Annotated in this window: 14 protein-coding genes; 6 read left to right on the top strand and 8 right to left on the bottom strand. The window is 62.9% G+C overall.

What is annotated here, in order from left to right; all coding sequences use genetic code 11:
- Positions 1–27: 27 nt before the first annotated feature.
- Positions 28–1,314 (top strand): MFS transporter, encoded by a 1,287-nt coding sequence (locus ACFDTG_RS01010; RefSeq protein WP_375289215.1) that lies wholly within the window; start codon positions 28–30, stop codon positions 1,312–1,314.
- Positions 1,315–1,317: 3 nt separating this feature from the next.
- Here ACFDTG_RS01010 and ACFDTG_RS01005 read toward each other — a convergent pair whose 3' ends face one another.
- The 3 genes from ACFDTG_RS01005 to ACFDTG_RS00995 are packed head-to-tail and all read right to left on the bottom strand — an operon-like array spanning position 1,318 to position 5,543.
- Complete coding sequence (locus ACFDTG_RS01005) at positions 1,318–2,565, bottom strand: TetR/AcrR family transcriptional regulator (RefSeq protein ID WP_375289214.1); 1,248 nt, start codon at positions 2,563–2,565, stop codon at positions 1,318–1,320.
- Between the two features lie 48 nt (positions 2,566–2,613).
- The gene (locus ACFDTG_RS01000; protein ID WP_375289213.1) at positions 2,614–4,365 is read right to left on the bottom strand and encodes a class I adenylate-forming enzyme family protein; all 1,752 of its coding nucleotides are present in this window, start codon (positions 4,363–4,365) and stop codon (positions 2,614–2,616) included.
- The gene (locus ACFDTG_RS00995) at positions 4,365–5,543 is read right to left on the bottom strand and encodes an acetyl-CoA C-acyltransferase (RefSeq protein ID WP_375289298.1); all 1,179 of its coding nucleotides are present in this window, start codon (positions 5,541–5,543) and stop codon (positions 4,365–4,367) included. Before ACFDTG_RS00995 ends, ACFDTG_RS01000 begins: the two co-directional genes overlap by 1 nt.
- A 396-nt stretch (positions 5,544–5,939) precedes the next feature.
- Here ACFDTG_RS00995 and ACFDTG_RS00990 point away from each other — a divergent pair, with 396 nt between their 5' ends.
- Entirely contained in the window at positions 5,940–7,976 is a 2,037-nt protein-coding gene (locus ACFDTG_RS00990; RefSeq protein ID WP_375289212.1) for a 3-hydroxyacyl-CoA dehydrogenase NAD-binding domain-containing protein, read from the top strand.
- Between the two features lie 71 nt (positions 7,977–8,047).
- Here the strand turns inward: ACFDTG_RS00990 and ACFDTG_RS00985 are convergent, their stop codons facing one another.
- From ACFDTG_RS00985 to ACFDTG_RS00975, 3 genes are all read right to left on the bottom strand, one after another.
- Positions 8,048–9,667, bottom strand: a complete 1,620-nt coding sequence (locus ACFDTG_RS00985) for a carboxylesterase/lipase family protein (RefSeq protein ID WP_375289211.1) — start codon at positions 9,665–9,667, stop codon at positions 8,048–8,050.
- An 86-nt stretch (positions 9,668–9,753) separates the two neighbouring features.
- Entirely contained in the window at positions 9,754–12,756 is a 3,003-nt protein-coding gene (locus ACFDTG_RS00980; protein ID WP_375289210.1) for a TonB-dependent receptor domain-containing protein, read from the bottom strand.
- A gap of 51 nt (positions 12,757–12,807) precedes the next feature.
- Positions 12,808–14,226 (bottom strand): carboxylesterase/lipase family protein, encoded by a 1,419-nt coding sequence (locus ACFDTG_RS00975; protein WP_375289209.1) that lies wholly within the window; start codon positions 14,224–14,226, stop codon positions 12,808–12,810.
- A 152-nt stretch (positions 14,227–14,378) separates the two neighbouring features.
- Here ACFDTG_RS00975 and ACFDTG_RS00970 point away from each other — a divergent pair, with 152 nt between their 5' ends.
- Positions 14,379–15,245, top strand: a complete 867-nt coding sequence (locus ACFDTG_RS00970) for a TetR/AcrR family transcriptional regulator (protein ID WP_375289208.1) — start codon at positions 14,379–14,381, stop codon at positions 15,243–15,245.
- On the opposite strand, the gene ACFDTG_RS00965 is transcribed toward ACFDTG_RS00970, so the two are convergent.
- Positions 15,226–15,819, bottom strand: a complete 594-nt coding sequence (locus ACFDTG_RS00965; RefSeq protein WP_375289207.1) for a TetR/AcrR family transcriptional regulator — start codon at positions 15,817–15,819, stop codon at positions 15,226–15,228. The two genes, ACFDTG_RS00970 and ACFDTG_RS00965, sit on opposite strands and share 20 nt — an antisense overlap.
- Positions 15,820–15,971: 152 nt before the next feature.
- Between ACFDTG_RS00965 and ACFDTG_RS00960 the strand changes: the two genes are divergently transcribed.
- Complete coding sequence (locus tag ACFDTG_RS00960; RefSeq protein ID WP_375289206.1) at positions 15,972–17,465, top strand: MmgE/PrpD family protein; 1,494 nt, start codon at positions 15,972–15,974, stop codon at positions 17,463–17,465.
- Positions 17,466–17,529: 64 nt separating this feature from the next.
- On the opposite strand, the gene ACFDTG_RS00955 is transcribed toward ACFDTG_RS00960, so the two are convergent.
- Positions 17,530–18,708: an amidohydrolase family protein gene (locus ACFDTG_RS00955; protein WP_375289205.1), complete on the bottom strand. Its 1,179-nt coding sequence runs from the start codon at positions 18,706–18,708 to the stop codon at positions 17,530–17,532.
- Between the two features lie 152 nt (positions 18,709–18,860).
- Between ACFDTG_RS00955 and ACFDTG_RS00950 the strand changes: the two genes are divergently transcribed.
- Both ACFDTG_RS00950 and ACFDTG_RS00945 read left to right on the top strand, forming a co-directional pair.
- A complete protein-coding gene (locus ACFDTG_RS00950) occupies positions 18,861–19,724 on the top strand; it encodes an acyl-CoA thioesterase (protein WP_375289204.1) in 864 nt (287 codons plus the stop codon).
- 97 nt (positions 19,725–19,821) lie between these two features.
- A complete protein-coding gene (locus tag ACFDTG_RS00945) occupies positions 19,822–20,235 on the top strand; it encodes a VOC family protein (protein ID WP_375289203.1) in 414 nt (137 codons plus the stop codon).
- Positions 20,236–20,275: the final 40 nt, after the last annotated feature.

The raw sequence follows: 20,275 nt of genomic DNA, 5'->3' as shown, positions 1-20,275 counted from the left end.
TTGGATCCGCTAGAGGATCCGGACGGGATGGATGGTGCGGCTGACGCGCGGCAACGCGCGCTGTCCGATCACGCGCGCTTCGTCGACGAGAATCTGGGCCGCAACTACCGCGCCAATTTCATCCATGGCGTGCTGGGGATGACCGGCTTCCGGCTGATATACGCGCCCACCATCATCCCCGCCTACCTCCTGCTGCTGACCGGCAGCACCGCGGCCGTGGGTCTGGGCGCGGCACTGCTGCAACTGGGTGCCACGATCAGCCCGATCGCCAGCGGATCGCGGATAGAACATCGCAGCCACATCCTCCCCTACGCGATCCGCGTAGGCTCGATGATGCGACTGATGATCCTTGGCCTGGCGCTGACGGGCTATTTCCTCACCGGCCACGCGCTGCTGTTCGGGACCTTTGCCTGCTTCCTGTTGCTGGGTTTTTTCACCGGCGCGCAGCGGGTCGCGTTTCAGATGTTGATGAGCAAGCTGATCCCGATCCGTAAGCGCGGGCGGCTGCAGGGCTATCGCAACTTCGCAGGCGGACTGATCGCCGCACTGCTCGCGTGGGCGGCGGGCAATTACCTTATCGCGGACGAGTGGCTGGGCAATGGTTATGCCACCACCTTCCTGTTCGCCTTCCTGCTCACGAGCGCGGGGCTGGTGGTGCTCAAGACCATGATCCGGGAGCCTGCCGCGCCCGTCAGCCGCCCTCAGATGCCGATGATGCAGCGCATCCGCCAGTTTCCCGAGCTTTTGCAGGATCGCGACTTCGCATGGTTTCTCGCCGTGCAGTGCTGTTCGACCATGGCCCGCGTCGGCGCACCGTTCTGGACCATCTACGCGGGCACGCAGCTGGGACTCGACGGTGCGCTGATCGGCGGGCTGAGTTTCGTGTTCCTGGGATCCGACACGCTGTCCAATGTGCTATGGGGCCCGCTGGGCGACCGCTTCGGCTTCAAGATCATCTATGTGCTGGCGCTGTTCAGCTCGGTCTGCGGCGTGACGCTGCTGATCCTGGGCAACACGGCGGTGCCGATCTACGCCGCCTTCGTGCTGCTGGGCGTCGGCGGATCGGGCTGGATGCTCGCTTCGACCACGATGGTGCTCGAATTCGGGGAGCCTCAGGACACACCGATGCGGCTCGCCTTCGTCACCACGCTGGAAGGGGCGATCGCTGCCATGGGGCCGGTGCTGGCGGGCGTGCTGGTGGCGGCCAGCGGCTTCCAACCACTTTTTATCATCGTCCTTGCGGCGCAGATCGCGGCCCTCGGCCTGCTAATCGTGAAGGTCCGCGAGCCGCGCCACCGCGCGCCCCTGTTCTGACGATCAACTGCGCTCGGCAAGCATCCCTTCGCTGAGCACCGACAGGTAGGTTTCCACTGCCTGCTCCTCATCGTCGAACCGCGCAGCCCAGCGCCTTGCCTCATAGGCTGCGTTCAAAGTGGACATGATGATCTGGCTCGCCACGAGCGGGTCGATCGGGCGGACGGACCCGTCACCGAACCCGTCAATCAGGAAACCGGCAAACCGGCGCGCAAGCCGGTTCGATCGCATCACCACGTCGACCTTTCGCTCGTTGTCGAGCGCCTGCAGGGCCGTGGTGCGCAGCAGCGGCATTGAATCGAAGAACTGCAAGTGCAGCAACTCGTTCAGAATGCTCGTCAGGCGGGTCCAGTACGATCCTTCGAGGTCGTAACCCGCCATCTGCACCTTCGACAGGCGATCATAGCTGCGCTGGAAACATTCCAGAACCAGTTCGTCCTTCGCATCGTGATGGTGGTAGAAGCTGCCCTTGGTCACGTTCAGCGCCTCGGCAATCCGGTTGACCGACGCTCCGCGATAACCGCGTTCGTTGATCATGATCGTCGCCGCGCGGAGAAACTCGTCGTTTTGCTGCAGCGTGCGGCTCTCGTCGATGCGCCAGCCACCATCCTCGAGCTTTTCCGGTTCCCACTGCCCGCGTTGCGTGGGGATACCGAAACATAGAAGATCGACGATCTTCGCCTCGACGCGAGGAAAGTCGAGCACCGAATAGCGCCGCGACCATACCGGCCACCACAGCATCGCTTCAATCAGGATGTGCGCGCGAGCGGAGAAAAGTGCCCGCTCGCGTTCATCGGTCGGATCGCCAAAGAAGGCGCGCACCTCATTGACCATTTCGCGATAGGCGAAGAGCAATTCGTTCTGCTGTTCCTGATCGAGCGAGCGGATCTCGGACAACGCGGTCATGAGGCCGCGTTCACCCCTGCGGATCCGCTCGCGCAAGGCCACGTGCAGGTGAACGAACCGGGCAATCCGTTTTTCGAGTGTATCCTCGGCCAGCGCCTGTCCGGCCATCTCCTTGAGCAGCGCTATCGTCTCGGCATAGACCGATACGATCAGCTGGTCCTTGCGGGGGAAGTAATATGTAACGCTGGTCGCGTTCAGCCCGATCGCACGCGCGACCTTGGTCAGGGTGGTGGCCTGAACGCCGGTTTCGTTGATCAGCACGGAAGCGGCGTGCACGATGGCGCTGCGCTTCTCGCCGAACTTCTTCGTGACGTCAGGCTTCTTCGCCATCCGTTCCCCCAGCATCGTTACCTGCCTCTTTTCGCCCGCACTTGGAGCGCGCCGTAGCAGGCTTCAGAAGAAGCTCGAAAGCTCCTTCTTCAAGATCTTGCCATTGGCATTGCGAGGCAAGGTTTCTTGCGAAAACGCAATCTTCACCGGCACCTTGAACTTGGCCAGCCGCGTTGCAACCCAGTCCTGCAATTCGGCCTCGCTCGCGCTTGTGCCGGGCGCAAGGTGGACCACCGCGGCGGGTTCCTCGCCCAACTGCTGGTGCGGGATTCCGACCAGAGCGGCATCGGTCACCGCCGGATGATCGTAGAGCACATTCTCGACCTCGGACGAATAGATGTTCTCGCCACCGCGGATGATCATGTCCTTTGCGCGGTCGGCGATGTAGCACCAGCCTTCCTCGTCCAGCCTGGCGAGGTCGCCGGTCTTCACCCAGCCCTCGACGAAGGTCTCGGCGGTGGCCTCGGGATTGTCCCAATAGCCCTTCACGATCATCGGCCCGCGCGCCCACAATTCGCCGATCTCTCCTGTCGGCAATTCACGCGTGCCGTCTTCGCTCATGATCTTGAGGTCGGCCACGCCCACCGGAGGCCCGCAGCTGTCGGGCCGGTTGAGGTAATCCTCGCTCGAATGGCCGGTGACGGTCGCCATCGTCTCGGTCATCCCCCAGCCATTGGCGGGCAGCGCGCCAAATTCCTCGCGGATCTTGCGCACCAGTTCGGGAGCCGCGGGCGCGCCGCCATAGGCAATCGCCTCGATGCTGGAGAGGTCGTAGTTCTTGCGCTCGGGGTGTTCGAGCAGCTGCCATGCGATGGTCGGCACGCCGCCAGTGGAATTCACCTTCTCGCGCTCGATGATCTGGAAGGCTTCGACCGGGTCCCATTTATACATGAAGATCATCGTATTGCCCGCCGCGATCGCCCCCATCAGCCCCGCGGAACAGGCGGTGACATGGAACAGCGGTATGACCGTCAACGTAGTCCTGGGCTGGGGCGCGGGTATCTCTTCGCCCCGGCGCAGAACCGCGCAGGCGGCGCTGAAACCGCTCGACAGGATATTGGTGCAAAGGTTGCGATGTGTGCCCAGCGCGCCCTTGGGCTTTCCCGTGGTGCCGCTGGTGTAGAAGATCGTCGCATCGTCTTCGGGCAGGATGTCAACCTCGGGCAGCGAGCGTGCCTCGAGATTCTTGTACGTATTCGGCGTGCCGAGAATGTCTTCCAGCCGCGATGCGCCTTCGAGTGCGCTCTCATGCCGGGTGACCAGCACGTGTTCGAGCTGCGGCATCTCTTCGCGATGCGCCGCGATCCGTTCCCACCGCTCCTCGTCGCACAGCAGCAGTTTCGTGCCCGAATTGTGGAGCCCATAGGCCAGCTCCGATCCGGTCCACCACGCATTGAGCGGAACGCAGATCGCGCCGATGGTGACGGCGGCGAAGAACACCACCGGCCATTCGGGCAGGTTGCGCATGGCCAGCGCGACGCGGTCGCCCTTGCCGATGCCCATCGCCTGGAATTCGTGTGCGAGCGTGGCGACCGCGCGGAACCACGCATCGTAGGTGACGCACTCCTCCTCGTAGATGACGAAGGTCCGGTCCCCGTGCGACTGGCCGAGCAGCGCGATCGCGCGCAGGTTCGGCGGGGCATTCTTCCATACGCGGGTCGGGACGCCGCGGATGTCCACTTCCTCCATCTCGAACCGCATCCCTGGCGCGGTCAGGATCGCCTTGCACTCGGCGCGGCTGCGCGCAGGCCAGTTTTCGGGCGGGGTCCAGCCGATGGCCGAAGCAAGGTCCTTTGGTTTGGCCGTGCTTGCCATCACAATACCTCGAACAGGCCGGCCGCGCCCATGCCACCGCCCACGCACATGGTCACGACGACATATTTGACGCCGCGCCGCTTGCCTTCGATCAGCGCGTGGCCGACGCAGCGCGCGCCGGTCATTCCGAAAGGATGCCCGATCGAGATCGAACCGCCGTTGACGTTGAGCCGGTCGTCCGGAATGCCCAGCTTGTCGCGGCAGTAGAGCACCTGCACCGCGAAGGCCTCGTTCAGCTCCCACAGGCCGATGTCATCAACCGAAAGGTCGAACCGCTTCAGCAGCTTGGGGATCGCGAAGACCGGCCCGATGCCCATCTCATCGGGCTTGGTGCCGGCGACCGCCATGCCGACATAGCGGCCCATCGGAGTGAGCCCGCGCGCCTTGGCGATCTCGGCTTCCATCAGAACGCTTGCCGCCGAACCATCGGCCAGCTGGCTGGCATTGCCCGCCGTGATCGTGTTGCCCTCGCCCATCACCGGATCGAGCTTCGCCAGCCCTTCAAGCGTGGTGTTCGGACGGTTGCAGTCATCCATCGAAATGGTGACGTCCTGCTTCGAGACCTCTCCGCTTTCGCGGTTTTTCACGTCCATCACCGTGGTGACTTCGATAATCTCGTCCGCCAGCTTGCCGCTTTCCTGCGCGGCAGCGGTGCGCTGCTGCGACTGGAGCGAGTAGGCGTCCTGATCCTCGCGGCTGATGCCGTAACGCTTGGCGACAACTTCCGCGGTGCCGATCATCGGCATGAAGATATCGGGATGCATCTTCAGCAGCTCTTCGTCGCGCTGCGGCTTGCCCGCATTGTTGCGGATCGCGGTGATCGATTCCACCCCGCCCGCAACGCAGATGTCCATGCGGTCGACAATGATCTGCTTGGCCGCAGTCGCGATCGCCATCAGCCCGCTGGAGCATTGGCGGTCGATCGTCATGCCCGCGACATCGACGGGAAGCCCCGCCCTGAGCGCGATCTGGCGTCCGATATTGAACCCCTGCGCCCCGCCCTGACTGGCGGCACCGAAGACCACATCTTCTATCTCGTCCCCGTCAAGCCCGGCGCGCTCGACCGCGGCCTCGACAGACCAGGCGCCCAACTGCACCGGATGGGTGGCATTGAACGCGCCGCGGATCGATTTCGCAAGCGGGGTACGGGCGGTGGACACGATGACTGCGTCGCGCATGGTTTCAGACATTCCTTTCCCTCGTGCCGACTCGTGCGGCTTGGCTGCAATCTAGCCAGTCCGAGCGTGTTCAGGCAAGCGCGGCGTGTATTTTTCTGAAAGCAAGGTATGAGCTTTCACATCGCCAGTAAATCCGCTAGTCCAGCGCGGATAAAAATAAGGTACGGCATTGGCCGAAGGCGAACGAGGGAGAGAGACTTGATACCTGCCGACCCGAAAGGCTCGGGTTCGATGACAGACCGCAACCGCTTTCCGGGCGAACTCAACCCGGGTGCAGCGTCCGCGAAATCGCCTGATGATTTGCCCCGCCGTTCCGTCCATCCATCTGCCAACAGCGCTAGACGCTGCTATATGCCGCGCCGACACAAACCAACACCTGAAGGAGTATCGTAACCGATGACATCGCCGATCCGTACCGAACGCCACGACAACGTGCTGGTGATCATTTCCGACAATCCCCCCGTCAACGCGCTGGGCCAGGCGGTGCGCGCCGGGCTGGTCGACGGCATTGCCGAGGCACTGTCCGACGACAGCGTGGAAGCGGTCGTCATCCGTTGCGACGGGCGCACGTTCTTTGCTGGGGCGGACATCACCGAGTTCGGAAAAGCCCCGCAAGGCCCGAGCTTGCCCGAAGCGATCGACAAGCTGGAGGCGAGCGACAAGCCAGTGGTCGCCGCGATCCACGGGACCGCGCTGGGCGGCGGGTGCGAAGTTGCGCTCGCGTGTCACTACCGCGTCGCGGTGCCGAGCGCGAAGATGGGTCTGCCCGAAGTGAAGCTGGGCCTGATCCCCGGAGCCGCGGGTACGCAGCGCCTGCCACGACTTGTCGGCGCGGAAGCCGCCCTCCCCCTCGTCGCGATCGGCAATCCGATTTCGGCGAAGAAGGCCAAGGAGATCGGCCTGCTGGACGAGCTGGTGGGCGAGGACAGCCTTGCCGCCGATGCCATCGCCTTCGCCAAGTCGAAGATCGGCCAGCCCGTCCCGCGTACGAGTGAGGGTACGGCCAATCAGGACGGGATCAAGAACCCCGATATCTTCGACGAATTCCGCGCCAAGAACGGCCGCAAGATGCGCGGGTTCGACGCGCCCAATGCGGCAATCGAGGCGGTGAAGGCGGCGGGCGAGCTGTCCTACGCCGAGGGCGTGAAGAAGGAACGCGAGCTGTTCGGCAAGCTGATGACCGGCACGCAGTCGAAAGCGATGCGGCACTATTTCTTCGCCGAGCGCGCCGCCAACAAGGTCGACGATATTCCCGCCGACACCCCGCTGATCGACATCAAGAAGGTCGGCATCATCGGCGCGGGCACGATGGGCGGGGGGATCGCGATGAACTTTCTGTCCGCAGGTATCCCCGTCACCATCCTTGAGATGAAGCAGGACGCGCTCGACCGGGGCACCGGCACGATGCGCAAGAACTACGAAGCGACCGCCAAGAAAGGCCGCATGACCGCCAATCAGGTCGAGCAGGCGATGGGGCTGCTGACGCCAACGCTCGAGTACGGCGACCTCGCCGATTGCGACCTCGTGATCGAGGCGGTGTACGAGAGCATGGACGTCAAGAAGGACGTGTTCGGCAAGCTCGACGAGGTGGTGATGGAGGGCGCGATCCTCGCGTCCAACACCAGCTATCTGGACATCAACGAGATCGCGACCGCGACCAGGCGCCCCGGCTATGTCCTCGGCCTCCACTTCTTCAGCCCCGCCAATGTCATGAAGCTGCTCGAAGTTGTGCGCGGGGAGAAGACGCGCGACGATGTGCTGGCTACCGCGATGAAGCTGTCCAAGAAGATCGGCAAGGTCGCGGCAGTTTCGGGCGTATGCCCCGGGTTCATCGGCAACCGCATGCTTTCCAAGCGGCAGGAACAGGCGAACAAGCTGATCCTCGAAGGGGCGAACTACTGGGACGTCGACGATGTGCTGCTGGAGTTCGGCTTCCCCATGGGGCCGTTCCAGATGGGCGACCTCGCCGGGATCGACATCGGCTGGCACCGCGACCCGAGCAAGGTGACGACCATTCGCGAGGCGCTGTGCGCGGTGGGCCGCTTCGGTCAGAAGGCGGGCAAGGGCTTCTACGACTACGACGAAGCGCGCCAGCGCACCCCGTCGGACGAGGTGAAGCAGATCATCGCCGACTTCGCCGAGAAGGAAGGCAATGAACAGCGCGAGATCTCGAAGGACGAAATCCGCGAGCGGCTGCTCTACCCGATGGTCAACGAAGGCGCGAAGATCCTCGAAGAAGGCATGGCCCAGCGCGCGAGCGACGTCGATGTGGTGTGGATCAACGGCTATGGCTGGCCGCTCTACACCGGTGGCCCGATGTTCTGGGCCGACACGATCGGGCTGGATACCGTGGTTGCGGGCATCGAAAAGCACGGCCTGCCGGTGAGCGATTACCTGCGCAAGAAGGCCGAGGCGGGCGAGAGCTTCAACTAGGCTCTTCGCTCAACCGGACACGAAAAGGCCGGCGCCTCACGCGGGACGCCGGCCTTTTTCTTGTCCGTGCCTCAGAGTTCGCTGGGCAATTCGCGAATGTCCCTTTCGGGATCTTCGACCAGCTTCGGCCCGACGTTCAGCTCCATCACGTTGCGAGCCGAAGGGGTGTAGGCTTTCCACTCGGGCAGCAGAGCGCTCGATGGAGTGCCGGTCTTGGCGAAGGCGATCCACGCATCGCTCATCATGTCGGCCATTTTCTGCGCATCCTCGCCGGTGCCGACCAGCGCCGCGCTTTCCTTTGCGTTGTCGAACATCAGCGGGATGTCGAGCGTGTGCGGCGTGCGCAGCATGCCCCCGCCGATCGGCGTTTCCCACGTCAGGCGATAGACATAGACCGGCGCGCTGGCGGTCTTCGCCTGCTGGTCCGCCAGCAGATAGGTGCCGCGCCCGAAACGTGTGCCCATCGCTATGCTTGCGAGGTGTGTGGGCGAATAGTCGGGGTAGCGCTTGCGATAGGCCGCGACCGCCGCCACCGCCTGCTCTCCCATCGCTCCGGTCATCGCGGCGAGCGTGCCGTCGGTCAGCCGTCCGAACCACGGCTGCGCAGCGAGGAAAAGCGTCATCTCGTCCTTGTTGTAGCCGATCAGCACAGGGATATCGCGCGACTGTTCGGGCGCGGCGGGAAGGAAGGGATCGCGCGGGATGATCTTGCCATCGGCGATCGGCCCGAACTGCGGCCCGCGCCCCATCGCGCCTTCCGCCGGCGTCGCCTTGCGCACTGCCTCGACGATCTCGTCGCTGCGGACATTGCGCAGGTCGTCGAGCGTTTCGACAACCGCCGCATCAAGGATCTTGGCCGCATAATCCGCCGCCTCGGCAGGCTTGCCGCTGAACACGCCGGGCCCGGACTGGATCACGGCCTTGTCGAACAGCCCGTCCGCAGCGGGCATCGCCATCAGGTGGCTGACCTTCGATCCGCCGCCGGATTCGCCCATGATCGTGACATTGTCCGGATCTCCGCCGAAGCCCGCAATATTGTCGCGCACCCATTCGAGCGAGCGGACAAGGTCCAAATTGCCGACATTGCCCGAGGCGGCGAAATCCTCGCCGAACTTTTCCGCGAGGTTGAGGTAGCCGAAGGCGTTGAGCCGGTGGTTCACCGTGACGACGACAACGTCGCCCTTCTCCGCCAGATTGCGGCCGTTGTACGCAGGCCAGCTGCCCGATCCGTACGCGTAGCCGCCGCCGTGGAACCAGACCATCACGGGCCGCTTCTTCCCGTCCCCCGCCGCCGGGGTCCAGACATTGAGGAACAGACAGTCTTCGTTGTCCATCTTCGCCTCGGTCGAGGTGGGGAAGATGGCCTGGATGCGGCGGGTCATGTCGGACTCATTGGGTCCGCTCGCGGAATAGAGCTGCATGCACGGCGCACCGTAGCCGGTTGCGTCCGCAATACCGTCCCATGGCTCGGGCTTTGCCGGAGGCTGGAAGCGCAGCTCGCCCAGCGGCGGCGCAGCGTAGCGCACGCCGAGGAAGGCATCGATCCCACCCTGCTCGAGGCCTTGCACCTTGCCCGCTTCGGTCTGCACGACTGGGGTCGCTGCCGACGGCTCGGTAGTCTCCTGCGCCATGCCGGCGGTGCTCAGCGCGAGCATCGCGGCCGAGCCAAAGATGGCTGGAAGTCTGGTCATGATCACCCGTCTCCTCGTGTCGTGGGGGCGGGGAAGCCTTGCCAGCCCCCCGCCCGCTCCAGTCTTAAATTCACCAGCAGTGCGGATCAGAACCGCACCTTCGTGCCAACCTTGAACGTGCGCCCCTTTGCGGTGCCGATGAACGGATCGTAGCTGTATTCAAGCCGCGCTGCGGGCGGATCGGTGTCGAACACGTTCTCCACCCCCGCCTGCAATTCCGCATCGACGCCCGCCACCCTCAGATCGACCGTGGCGAAAATGTCGTGGACGAAGAAATCGTCCACCCGCCGGCCAAAGTTGGTGCCCCCGAATTCAGGGGTTTCAGCGCAGAATTCCAGGCCCTCGCACCGATTATCGTCGACCCCGCCGATGAAATTGCTCGACCATGTCACGCTGACAGGATCGACTTGCAGATTGACGTATCCGCTTGCCCGCCATTCCGAAACCGTGCCTGGCGCACGGTTATAGTTGGCGAAGCCGGCTGCGTCATATCCTGGGCTGAAGAGAAGGCCATTGAATTCGAAATCGCCAAATTCATACTTCAGTGTGTAAGTTGCATTCGCGCCGACATTCAGTCTCGCCGGACCCAGATTGCTCCGGTAATTCAGGCTGAAATCGAGCCCGCTTGTGGTGACATCGGGGCCGTTCACCGTCTGTGTCTGAAGCCGACTTATGTCGTTCCCGATCGTTGTGCCTTGCGTGCAGACACCGCCCGAGAAGACCACGAAATCTGCAAAGGGACTGGAGCAGTCGGCAAGTTGCGTCCCATCGAGGCGGCCCGGCGCCACATTGGCGGCAATGGCCTGGATTGGTAGGGTCGTGAAGCGCCCGGAGAACTCATAAGTCCAGTAATCGACACTGAAGTTCAGACCGCCAAACTCCAGAATAGCGCCGATATTGTACGTGAAGGCGGTCTCTGGCGAGAGCGCCGGATTGCCGACCGTGTCGGTCGCCTTGAAGGCGCCGCCCAGTACGTTGATTCCTGCGACCGCGCTGACGCCCGCGGTGCCAAGATCTGCAGGCAAGGGGCCGCGGAACGTGTCCCCTACCGATCCGCGCAGCGCCAGAAAATCGGAGACCTGCCAGCGGGCGGAAACCTTTGGATTGACAGTCGAACCCACCTCACCGCCGTAATCTTCGTAACGCACGGCGCCGGTCAGCTCGAACCCGTCGAACACCTCCATCTGCGCCTCGCCGAAGAAGGCGTAAACGTCTTGCGAAAGCCTGGCGGCCGGATACTGGCCAAGGAAGGTGAATGCGCCGACGGGAAAGTTCGTGTCAGTGGAACTGTCTAGACAAGAACGATCTCCGTCAATCGCGCACGGATAGGCACTGGGATCGCTGAACCGATTCAAGGGATCGGTGGCAAATTCGGTTTTGCGGTATTGTCCTCCGAAGGCATAGCCCAGTGTCTTTCCAAACAGCATTGCTTCACCGCTGAACACCGCATCGAAGATATACTGCTGCTCAGTGGCCCGCGTCCCGCTCCGCCGGGTGATATAGTCGATTACCTCCTGCGAATTCTCGTTACCTGGCACATAGGCCGGATTGGTCAGTCCGAGTGCCGGGTTGCCCGGCGCCGCATTAATGAACGGGTTAAAATAAAGGCAGCCGTTGGCACCGGGCGTCGTGCCGGTACAGGATTCGCCACCAAACCCGTTCAACGCGCGCTGCAAACGGTCGCTGACGATGTCGTTGGAGAATGCGGTGCGGGAACTGTTGATATAGGTTCCGAACGTCTGAAGGGTCAGAGCGTCCGACAATTCGAAGTCGAAACCGGTAGAAACACGCCACGCATCGTTGATCGCTTGCCCCTGGCCGGCGCCGCGTGGGTCGAGCGGGCTGCCGCCGAGGGCGAAGGGACGAAACAGCACGATCGACGAGAGCACCGGGGTGAACAAGCGGGGCGGCGTGCCGGGCGCAAAGGTCTGCGCAAGATAGGCGGCATAGCCAGGGTTGCGCGCCGGAACCGTGAAGGCGCTCGAACTGCCGGGGCCATTTGGACCCTGGGTGATCGGATAGCTGGGGGAATAGCCCAACTCCTTCAGTTCGGTGTGCGAATAAAGTGCCTCTGCCGTGAAACTTATCCTGTCGGACAGATCCGCGGTCAGTTGCCCATAGACCTGATAGCGATCCTCCTCCTCAATCAGATTGACAAAGGGAATGTAGCTGTAGCGGCAGACCGGGAGAGGCGTGGTTCCGGGTCGCGGGAATACGCCCTCAATTCCGCCGAGCGACTCACACGCATCCACCTGATTGCCATCCACTGCGAGGCCCAGGGTGCTGACCCCGCGACCCGGAATGATGCCCAGGGGAGCATAGAGGCCGGGATTGCCCAAGAACGAATAGCCGGTCGGGTTCTCAGCGTAGGGTGTCTGCGTGAAGTCGCGCGCCGTCGTCGGAAGTTCGGAGCGGTGCTGCCAGCCAGCGCCGATCATGAGGTTGGCGGCGCCCAGATCAATGCCCCCCAGCGCGCTGATGCGGTAATTATCATCCGATCCGTCGACAAACTCCCAGTCGCCAGCAACTTCCACTCCGGTAAAGTTGCGACGGGTCACAAAGTTAGCAACGCCCGCGATAGCATCTGATCCATACGTAGACGCTGCGCCGTCCTTCAAGACCTCAATCCGATCGAGTGCGAAGAGTGGGATCAGATTGGTGTCCGCGGCGCCATCGCCGGGCTCGGTCGCGAAACGACGACCATTGAAGAGCACGAGCGTTCGCTCGCGGCCAAGGCTGCGCAGGTTGATCGAACCGACCCCTTGGCTGCCGCCGGCACCATATTGATTGGAATCGCCTAACACGGGGCCCACGGAAGGAAGGCTCTTGATGAATTCGAGCGGGCTGTCGATCCCGCGCGATTCCAGCTCTTCCTGCCCGAAAACGTCTACCGGCTGCGCGCCGTCCTCGCGCTGACCGCGGATATAGGATCCGGTGACGATAATCGTGCGCTCGGGGTCTGATTCGACCTGCTCGGCCAGATCCGGCTGGTTCTGCTCGCCATCGACCGGAGTCGTCTGCGCGAATGTTGCAGGCGCCAGGAACAGCGCGCATGCCGCACCCGCCATCAGTTGCGATTTTCCAATCATTTTTCTCTCCCAACTTCGCCGCTTTTTTGCGGCTTTCGTTATCGTCTTCTCTTATTCCTCTCGCGGCGCGCCTGCCTCCTCCGGCCCATCTGGCAGGGCATCGGCAGGGGCCATGCGAAGGCCACCGCTTTCGATCAGCGCGACATCTCCGCCGGGCTGGTAGGCTTCCCAGACGAACCCGTTGCCGCACGCGAAGGAACGCGCGCCGGGCGCCATCTTGATGAAGGCGACCCAGCAACTGTTGACCTTCGCAGCCAACGCCCGGTCGGTCTCGTCTGCACGCTCCCCGCCCCAACTGGACCGGTCGATCGAATCGAAGGTGAACATCAGCTCCGCCGAGTGGATGGGGCCGTTGGCCCACTCGGCCGTCCGGAAGGCGGGCGTATGGTCGAAGCGATAGAGAAACGCAGGCGCACCTTCGTCGCCCGCGAGACTTGCAAAAGTGCGTGCGCCGGCAAAGCCCTTTTCACCCTCGTTGGAGCCGACCAGCAACGGGACGTCCGCTTCGGTGCCCGCCCGCAATGCCGCGATGGTCGAAGTAGGCTTGAACGTATTGTCGGCGGTAAAGAAGAAGCCGGCGCGCAACGGCTCCGACGCAGCGAAGGTCTGCGCCGAAATGCCGCGCAGCTGATCTCCTGTCACGTCTGCGCCGATGCCGATCGTTTCCAGCGCTTCGACCGCCATGCGCTCGGCCTCCGCCTTCGGACGGTCGGGCAGCAGCAGGCTGCCGGACTGGACGATGGCCTTGTCGAACAAACCCTTGGCGGACGGGAGCGAGAGCAGGTTGGTGACGATGCCACCCCCTGCCGACTGCCCGGCGATGGTTACCCGCTGTGCGTCACCCCCGAATGCGCCGATATTCGCCTTGATCCATTCGAGTACCGCGACGGCATCCTGCAAGGCATAATTGCCCTTGGGCTCATCTGGATTGGTTCGATCGAGCGCCGGATGGACGAAGTTGGCCAGCGCACCGAGCCGGTAATTGACGCTGACGGTTATAACCCCGTTCCGCGCGTTGGCCGTGCCGTCGTAGGATCCAAGGCTGCCCGAACCCAGAAAGAACGCGCCCCCGTGATACCAAACCAGCACCGGGGCGTTCTTAGCACCGTCGGGCGCCGTAATGGTCAGATAAAGGCAGTCTTCCGACTGGGCACCGTTTACGCCCCCAAAATTCGCGACGGTGGTGTCGGTGTCGACCGGCTGGACACAGGGCGGTTCGTGCGCGGTTGCTGCACGGACGCCCTCCCACCCCTCGACAGGCTGCGGAGGTCGCCAGCGATTTTCGCCCACGGGTGCGGCTGCATAAGGCACACCTCGAAAAACCAGTACGCCGCCCTTTCGCGAGCCGCGAAGAGTGCCCGCATCAGTTTCTACGGTCACCGGGTCGATCGGCTTGGGCATCTGCGCCTTGAGCGGAACTGCGCCAAATCCGGTTGTAGCCAGTAGCAGAGTGATAATCGCTCGAGTCATTCGCCTCCCCTCCTCTTATCCCCCCGGCATAGCGGACCATTTACGATCTAACAACAAGCATATTTGAATATGGGGTACGACACAGGAACTTCCCAACTGCGCTTCCGTCAATCAGGTGGACAACACCCCCGTCACGGGAATAGCGTAACGCGATGGAGACAACACGCGCCGACTTGTTCGAACACATCTGGTCTGAACCGATGGGTGTTGTCGCCGCGCGTTATGGCCTGACCGGCAATGGCCTCGCCAAGATTTGCGACCGGCTCGACATTCCGCGCCCTCCCCGCTCGCACTGGACCCGCAGCGCGACCACACGCGACCCGCGCCCGGCTCTCCCTCCGGCGCCGATCGGGCTCAGTGAAACCTTTGCCCTGGGCCGCCGGCAGACCCGCCAGTCGCCCGGGAGTCGCACCCGTATGTCGGCCGAAGATCGGCGCCGAAATCTGATTGAAACGGCAAGTCGCATCGCTTTGTCAGAGGGGCTTTCTGCCGTAACCATCCGGCGGGTAGCGCGTATGGCGGGTATCAGCGAGACGCAGGCTCACAACTGCTTCGGGGGCCGCACGGAACTGCTTGTCGCGATCGCACGGCGTGAGATTTCGCTACAGGAAACCCGGCGACGGCGGCGCACCGCCAAGGGTACCAACCATCAGACGCGGGTTATGCTTTCGACCATTGGTTATCTGCACGAGGCTGCACAGAGAGGGCCGCTTCTGCAGATGCTCCTGCGGATGCCCGAGGTCCGGGACTCGCTGAAGGCAGAGCGCACGGCACTGAGCGACGCAGCGCGCGCGCCCATCCTTCAGCAGCTGGTCGGGCGGGGGAGCATGGACGCGCAGAGCGCGCGGGCATCGACGGCAGCGCTGGCGGCGGTTTGCCTGAAAGCAGGCGGAATCGTGGCGGGAAAACGCGCGCCGTTCCCGATGGTCGAGGAAATTTGTCTGGGCGTAGTCATGGCAGGCGTCGTGAGCGATGAAGCCCTCGCGCAGATGCCCCCGCCTAATCCGCCGGCTCGATGATAAAGGCGGCGATCGATGCGGCCGTCAAGCGGCGGCACGTCGCGTGCGCGACATCGCTCGTGATCTCGCCTTCCCGAGCAAGCCGCGCGAGCGCTTCAGGTATTCCGGCGACCAGTTCGATCATGACGAACGCTTCACGCGGCGTGAGGCCCAGTAGCCGAGATATGTCGCGAGCGGCACGCCGAAGCAGCCTGCGGAAATTTCGCCGGCTTGCGGGTCCAAGCGGGCTATCCCGATGTCGCTCGCGCAGGATCAATAACAAAATCGGACCATTGCTAACGAGATAGTCCAAATAGGCGGCGCAAGCCTCGATCGCGCCATCCCGGTCGAACCGTCGCGGTCCATCCGGGTCGGAGAAAACACGCGCCTCCAGGCGGGAAAGATGCTGACCGAACAGAGCATCGACCATTGCCGGCACGCCGTCGAAATAGACGTACAGAAGACTTCGGCTGACTCCGACGCGGTCCGCTACTTCGCCCAGCGAAAGGTCGAGCGTGCGCCGTTCGAGGATCAACGCCTCCGCCTCTGCGAGTACCTGCTGCTCGCGATCACCCTCTACCGGCGTGGCTCCCATGCGTGTGCTGTGCAGTCGCCCGTGATGAATGGCAATAGGTGCGGGGCCGCCACGCGAATTTATCACTATTGGTTTGACTGTCAGTGGATAGGCCTGCACCTTTACGGTGATCAGCGGGGAGTATGAGAGTGGACGAGGAAGCGGATAAAGGCATGACGCGACGCCATCTGATAAAGGCAGGGTCGGCGACGGCGGCGCTGGCGATTTCGGCCCCGGCTCTGGTTGCGCGACAAGCAGGCGGAGACGCCGTAACCAGCCCGAAGGACAGTGAATGGCGCGAGATTACGCCCGCTCTGACCAGTTATATCTCCGGAGCGGCTCGCCATCCCGTGCCCGAACCCATCCGTGAGCGGGCGCGGCTCCATATCCTCGATACGCTGGCCGCCATCATAGCCTGTCACTCACTCGAGGCAGCCAAGCTGGGGCGCGATTATGCGTCCGCCATGTCACAGGGAGGGGGGAGCCCGATCCTGGCATCCCTCCAGACCGCCTCACCGGTCGATGCGGTGTTCGCCTCCGCCATGACGGCGCACGCTGCGGAGATAAACGACTTCATTCCCTCGGCCTACGTCCAGCCCGGCCCGGCTATCGTTCCCACCGCGCTGGAATCGGCTCGCACGCAGAATCGGCCCGGTTCGGATCTGGTCGGCGCGGTGGTCGCCGGTTACGAGATCGCGGGCAGGCTTCCCAAGGCCATCGGGACGCGAAACCTCTATCTCGCCGGGCTCGCCAATCACGGAATTGCGCCCACCTTCGGCGCAGCCACCGCGGCGGCTGCGTTGATGGGACACTCGCCCGACGAGGTTGATCATATGCTCGCCTACTGCGCTCAGCAGGCGTCCGGCTCGTGGCAATGGCTGCTCGATGTAAGGCACGTGGAAAAGGCCTTCGTGTTCGGAGGCATGGGGGCGCGCAACGGAATGCAGGCTGCGCAGATGGCAAAGCTGGGATTCACCGGAGTGCCCGCCAGCTTCGACGACGAAAACGGATGGTTCCGCTGGCGCGCTTTTCAAGGCGAAGGCGCGGACCACGCCTCATTGGTCGAAGGCCTGAACGAGAGGTACGAACTCTCGCTGGCGGCGATGAAACGCTATCCGGTGGGCGGGCCGACCCAGCCGGCGGTGCGCGCACTGCTGGACCTTCGCAAAGATGTGTCACCGGACGAAGTGGAAAGCATAACGGTAGCCATGCCGGGCGAGGCAGCCACCTTCGAGCGAGCCAATATGCCCGCGCTTAACATTCCCCATCTCGCTGCGATCATCATGCTCGACGGGCAGCTCGACTTCGTCGCCGCCCAATCGCTTGATCGGCAGGCGAACGACGAGGCGGCGCAGGCGTTCGCACGCAAGGTGACCGTGGTGCGGGATGAGGCGCAGGAGACGGGCGAGGCCGAAGACCGCACCGAAAGCGCGCGGGTCACGTTGGTGCGCAAGGACGGCACGCGCACGGAACGCTACGTGCCCTTCGTGCCGGGCTTCCCCACGCACCCTCTGTCCAAGGCGGAGGTCGAGGAGAAGGCGCACGAATTGGTGGAGCCGGTGCTGGGCGTGGCAAAGGCCGACCGGCTGGTCACCCTGTGCGACGGGCTCGACAGCGCAAAAAGTGTGGATCCGATCATCGAACTGATGCGGTTCGAAACGACCTGACCTGCTCACAAAGCCGGGGAGGGCATCGCGCGGATGCACTCCCCGGCGTCTTCCCGAAAGGATGCTATTCCGCGGCTTCGGCCAGCGCCTCGCTCTTGCGGTACATCATGTGATCGTAGTTGGTGCGGTAGAACATGTCCTTCACGTCCTCGTCGAACCCATCGAGTGAGGCTTCGAACTTGCCGAAGGGATCCTTCGTGCCTTCCGGGTGAGGATAATCGCTCGAGAACAGGTAAAGCTCGGGTGCGGAATCCTTTATCATCCGGCCCACGTCCTCATTGGGGAACGGCGTGAAGCGCACTGCGCGTTTGATGTATTCGGACGGCAGTTTGTCCATGTCCTTCAGGTACTGGTCGGTCTTGTTGAATGAATACCAGCCGTGATCGAGCATGCGCAGGAATTCGGGCACCCAGCCGGCCCCGCTTTCGATCACGCCACCGCGCAGATCGGGGAAGCGCTGGAAGACGCCATCGTAGACCATCGCGGTAAGAAATTCCTGCGGGGCGTACCACAGGCAGAGGAAGTCGGGGAAGCGCAGGTTCTCGCCGCCGCCATGCAGATCCGCCGCGCGCTCGCGTCCATTGTTCCTGAACTTGGATGGCTGGGTCTTCGTGCCGGGCCCGATATGTAGCATGAACGGGATGCTGCTATCCTGAAGAAACTGCCAGAACGGATCCAGATCCGGGTGGCCAGGGCTTTTGTCACCCGCCGGCCCCGCGCTGAACATCACCGCCTGCGCGCCAGCCTCGACCGCCCGCTTGGCCTCGGCCAGACCGCGTTCGGGGTCATCGAGCGGAGTGAAGGCGACACAGTCCATGCGGGGATCGGCATCGCAAAAATCCTGCTGAGCCTTGTTGAGTGCAGTGGCTGCGGCATAGCGTTGATCGTCGCTTTCGGCCTTGGTGATCGCGCCTAGGCCGAAGGTCGGAAAGACAAGCTGCCGCTCGAACCCCAACCAATCGAGCGCCTCGACTCGCTCTTCCTTGTCGAACCCGCCATAGCCAAGCCAGCCCTTGGCGCCTTCGATCGGGTTTTCCAGCGCCTTGGCGCGCGCTTCGGGATCGTTCTTCCGCGCTTTGGCGGCGTCGATCATCTTGACGATCCGGTCCCCTCCATCGCGCTTGGAATAAACCTGCGAATACATCTCCTTGTATTCGCCATCAAGGTGGTCGGCGAGCCAGTCCTGAGTTTCCATCGTGTGCGAATCGGCATCATTTACGATTCGGCCCTTGGTGTACGTCATCGTCTTCTCCCTTCTCTGTTCGTCGTGTTATCTCACACTAGTTGTTCTAGTGTCAATTCCCAAGCTATGCGCGTTTCCAAGTTGGAGTTTGGCAATTTATCCTATGCGTTCTTGCCATATCGAATTATCCTGAATATAGGGTATGGCCATAAATGGGGAGGACGCACATCGTCGATCTGAGCAGAATTCTCGCCGTCGAGGCCATCGATGACGCGATTTTCGAAGGACCCGTCGGGCCTGCGATGGGTCCTCGCCTGTTCGGCGGCCAGGCGGTTGCGCAGGGTCTGCTCGCGACGTGCGCGCTAGAGAATAACGGGCGCCTGCCGCATTCGCTGCATGCCCATTTTCTGAAAGCAGGCTCCAGCGCGGAGCCTGTGCGCTATTCGGTAACCACGCTGTCTGCCGGGCGCAGCTTCGCGGTGCGCCGGGTCGATGGAAAGCAGGGCGATCAACTGATCTTTTCGATGACAGTGTCCTTCCACGTCAGGGAAACTGGCTATGCCCATTCGAGCCCGCCGCCCTTTTCACTCGATATCGATGCGGCGAAGGCTGCGCTGGAGGAATGGCGCGCTGCCAATTCGGAAGCCGTCAGCCTGCGGATTATCGACCGCCTGCAAAAGCGCCCCGTAGAAATCGTACCTGTCGATCCCGATACATTGCTCGGGATCGAAGGATGCGAAGCGAAAACGGCGGTGTGGATGCGCATGCGCGACGCGAGCGGCGCTGACCCTCTGCTCCAGCGCGCGCTGCTCTCCTATGCCTCAGATATGATGTTCATGCGCAACGCGATGCTGCCGCATGGCATCCGTCCCGGCAGCGACAAGGTGCAGGGCGCCTCGCTTGATCATGCCGTGTGGTTTCACGAGACCCCGGACTTCGGCCGGTGGCATCTCTTCGCCTCGGAAAGTCCATGGGCAGGCTATGCGCGCGGCCTAAACAGCGGCCAATTCTACGATCTGGATGGACGCCTGGTGGCAAGCGTCACGCAGGAAAATCTGATGCGCCCGAGAAGCTGAGCCGCGAAGGCCTCATCGCGAGACAAAGAATTGGTCGGCCTCGAGAAATTGACGCCCCCTGTACAATCCGATCAAACCACATCTGAAAGGACGCATCGTGAGCACTCAGGAGCCAGCAGCCTTCACGTTCGTGAAACTGACCGTAGCCGATATCGATGCCGCAACCGGTTTCTTCAAGAACGGCTTCGGCCTGACACATGCCGACACGGTGGATACCTCCACCTTCCGAGAACACGTCATGACGGGGAAGCAGGGTTCGACCACGATCGTCCTGTTTCATTGGAAAGACGGCCGCACCATCGAAACCGGCAACGGCTATGGCCCGATCGGCATGATCTCGCGCAATCTTGACGCCGATCTTGCGAGGGCGATAGCCGCTGGAGCGAAGCAGAAGGGCGAGACGATCACCTTCGGCCCCGCCCGGATCGCTTTCGTCCACACACCCGAGAGCCACGAGATCGAGATCATGCAGATGGGCGAACCAAGCGCCGATACATCAGCTGCATCGTAGGTTTTCGGCGTATCGAAGCGAGCCGGGGGCGAACCCGGCT

The sequence above is a fragment of the Qipengyuania sp. genome (assembly GCF_042095715.1).
In the GTDB taxonomy this organism is placed as follows: domain Bacteria; phylum Pseudomonadota; class Alphaproteobacteria; order Sphingomonadales; family Sphingomonadaceae; genus Qipengyuania.
This window is presented reverse-complemented; position numbering and strand designations above follow the sequence as displayed.

Coding starts and splice junctions, on each gene's coding strand:
- ACFDTG_RS01010 (WP_375289215.1), top strand. CDS start 28: ATGGATGGTGCGGCTGACGCGCGGCAACGCGCGCTGTCCGATCACGCG.
- ACFDTG_RS01005 (WP_375289214.1), bottom strand. CDS start 2,565: ATGCTGGGGGAACGGATGGCGAAGAAGCCTGACGTCACGAAGAAGTTC.
- ACFDTG_RS01000 (WP_375289213.1), bottom strand. CDS start 4,365: ATGGCAAGCACGGCCAAACCAAAGGACCTTGCTTCGGCCATCGGCTGG.
- ACFDTG_RS00995 (WP_375289298.1), bottom strand. CDS start 5,543: ATGCGCGACGCAGTCATCGTGTCCACCGCCCGTACCCCGCTTGCGAAA.
- ACFDTG_RS00990 (WP_375289212.1), top strand. CDS start 5,940: ATGACATCGCCGATCCGTACCGAACGCCACGACAACGTGCTGGTGATC.
- ACFDTG_RS00985 (WP_375289211.1), bottom strand. CDS start 9,667: ATGACCAGACTTCCAGCCATCTTTGGCTCGGCCGCGATGCTCGCGCTG.
- ACFDTG_RS00980 (WP_375289210.1), bottom strand. CDS start 12,756: ATGATTGGAAAATCGCAACTGATGGCGGGTGCGGCATGCGCGCTGTTC.
- ACFDTG_RS00975 (WP_375289209.1), bottom strand. CDS start 14,226: ATGACTCGAGCGATTATCACTCTGCTACTGGCTACAACCGGATTTGGC.
- ACFDTG_RS00970 (WP_375289208.1), top strand. CDS start 14,379: ATGGAGACAACACGCGCCGACTTGTTCGAACACATCTGGTCTGAACCG.
- ACFDTG_RS00965 (WP_375289207.1), bottom strand. CDS start 15,819: ATGGGAGCCACGCCGGTAGAGGGTGATCGCGAGCAGCAGGTACTCGCA.
- ACFDTG_RS00960 (WP_375289206.1), top strand. CDS start 15,972: ATGACGCGACGCCATCTGATAAAGGCAGGGTCGGCGACGGCGGCGCTG.
- ACFDTG_RS00955 (WP_375289205.1), bottom strand. CDS start 18,708: ATGACGTACACCAAGGGCCGAATCGTAAATGATGCCGATTCGCACACG.
- ACFDTG_RS00950 (WP_375289204.1), top strand. CDS start 18,861: ATGGGGAGGACGCACATCGTCGATCTGAGCAGAATTCTCGCCGTCGAG.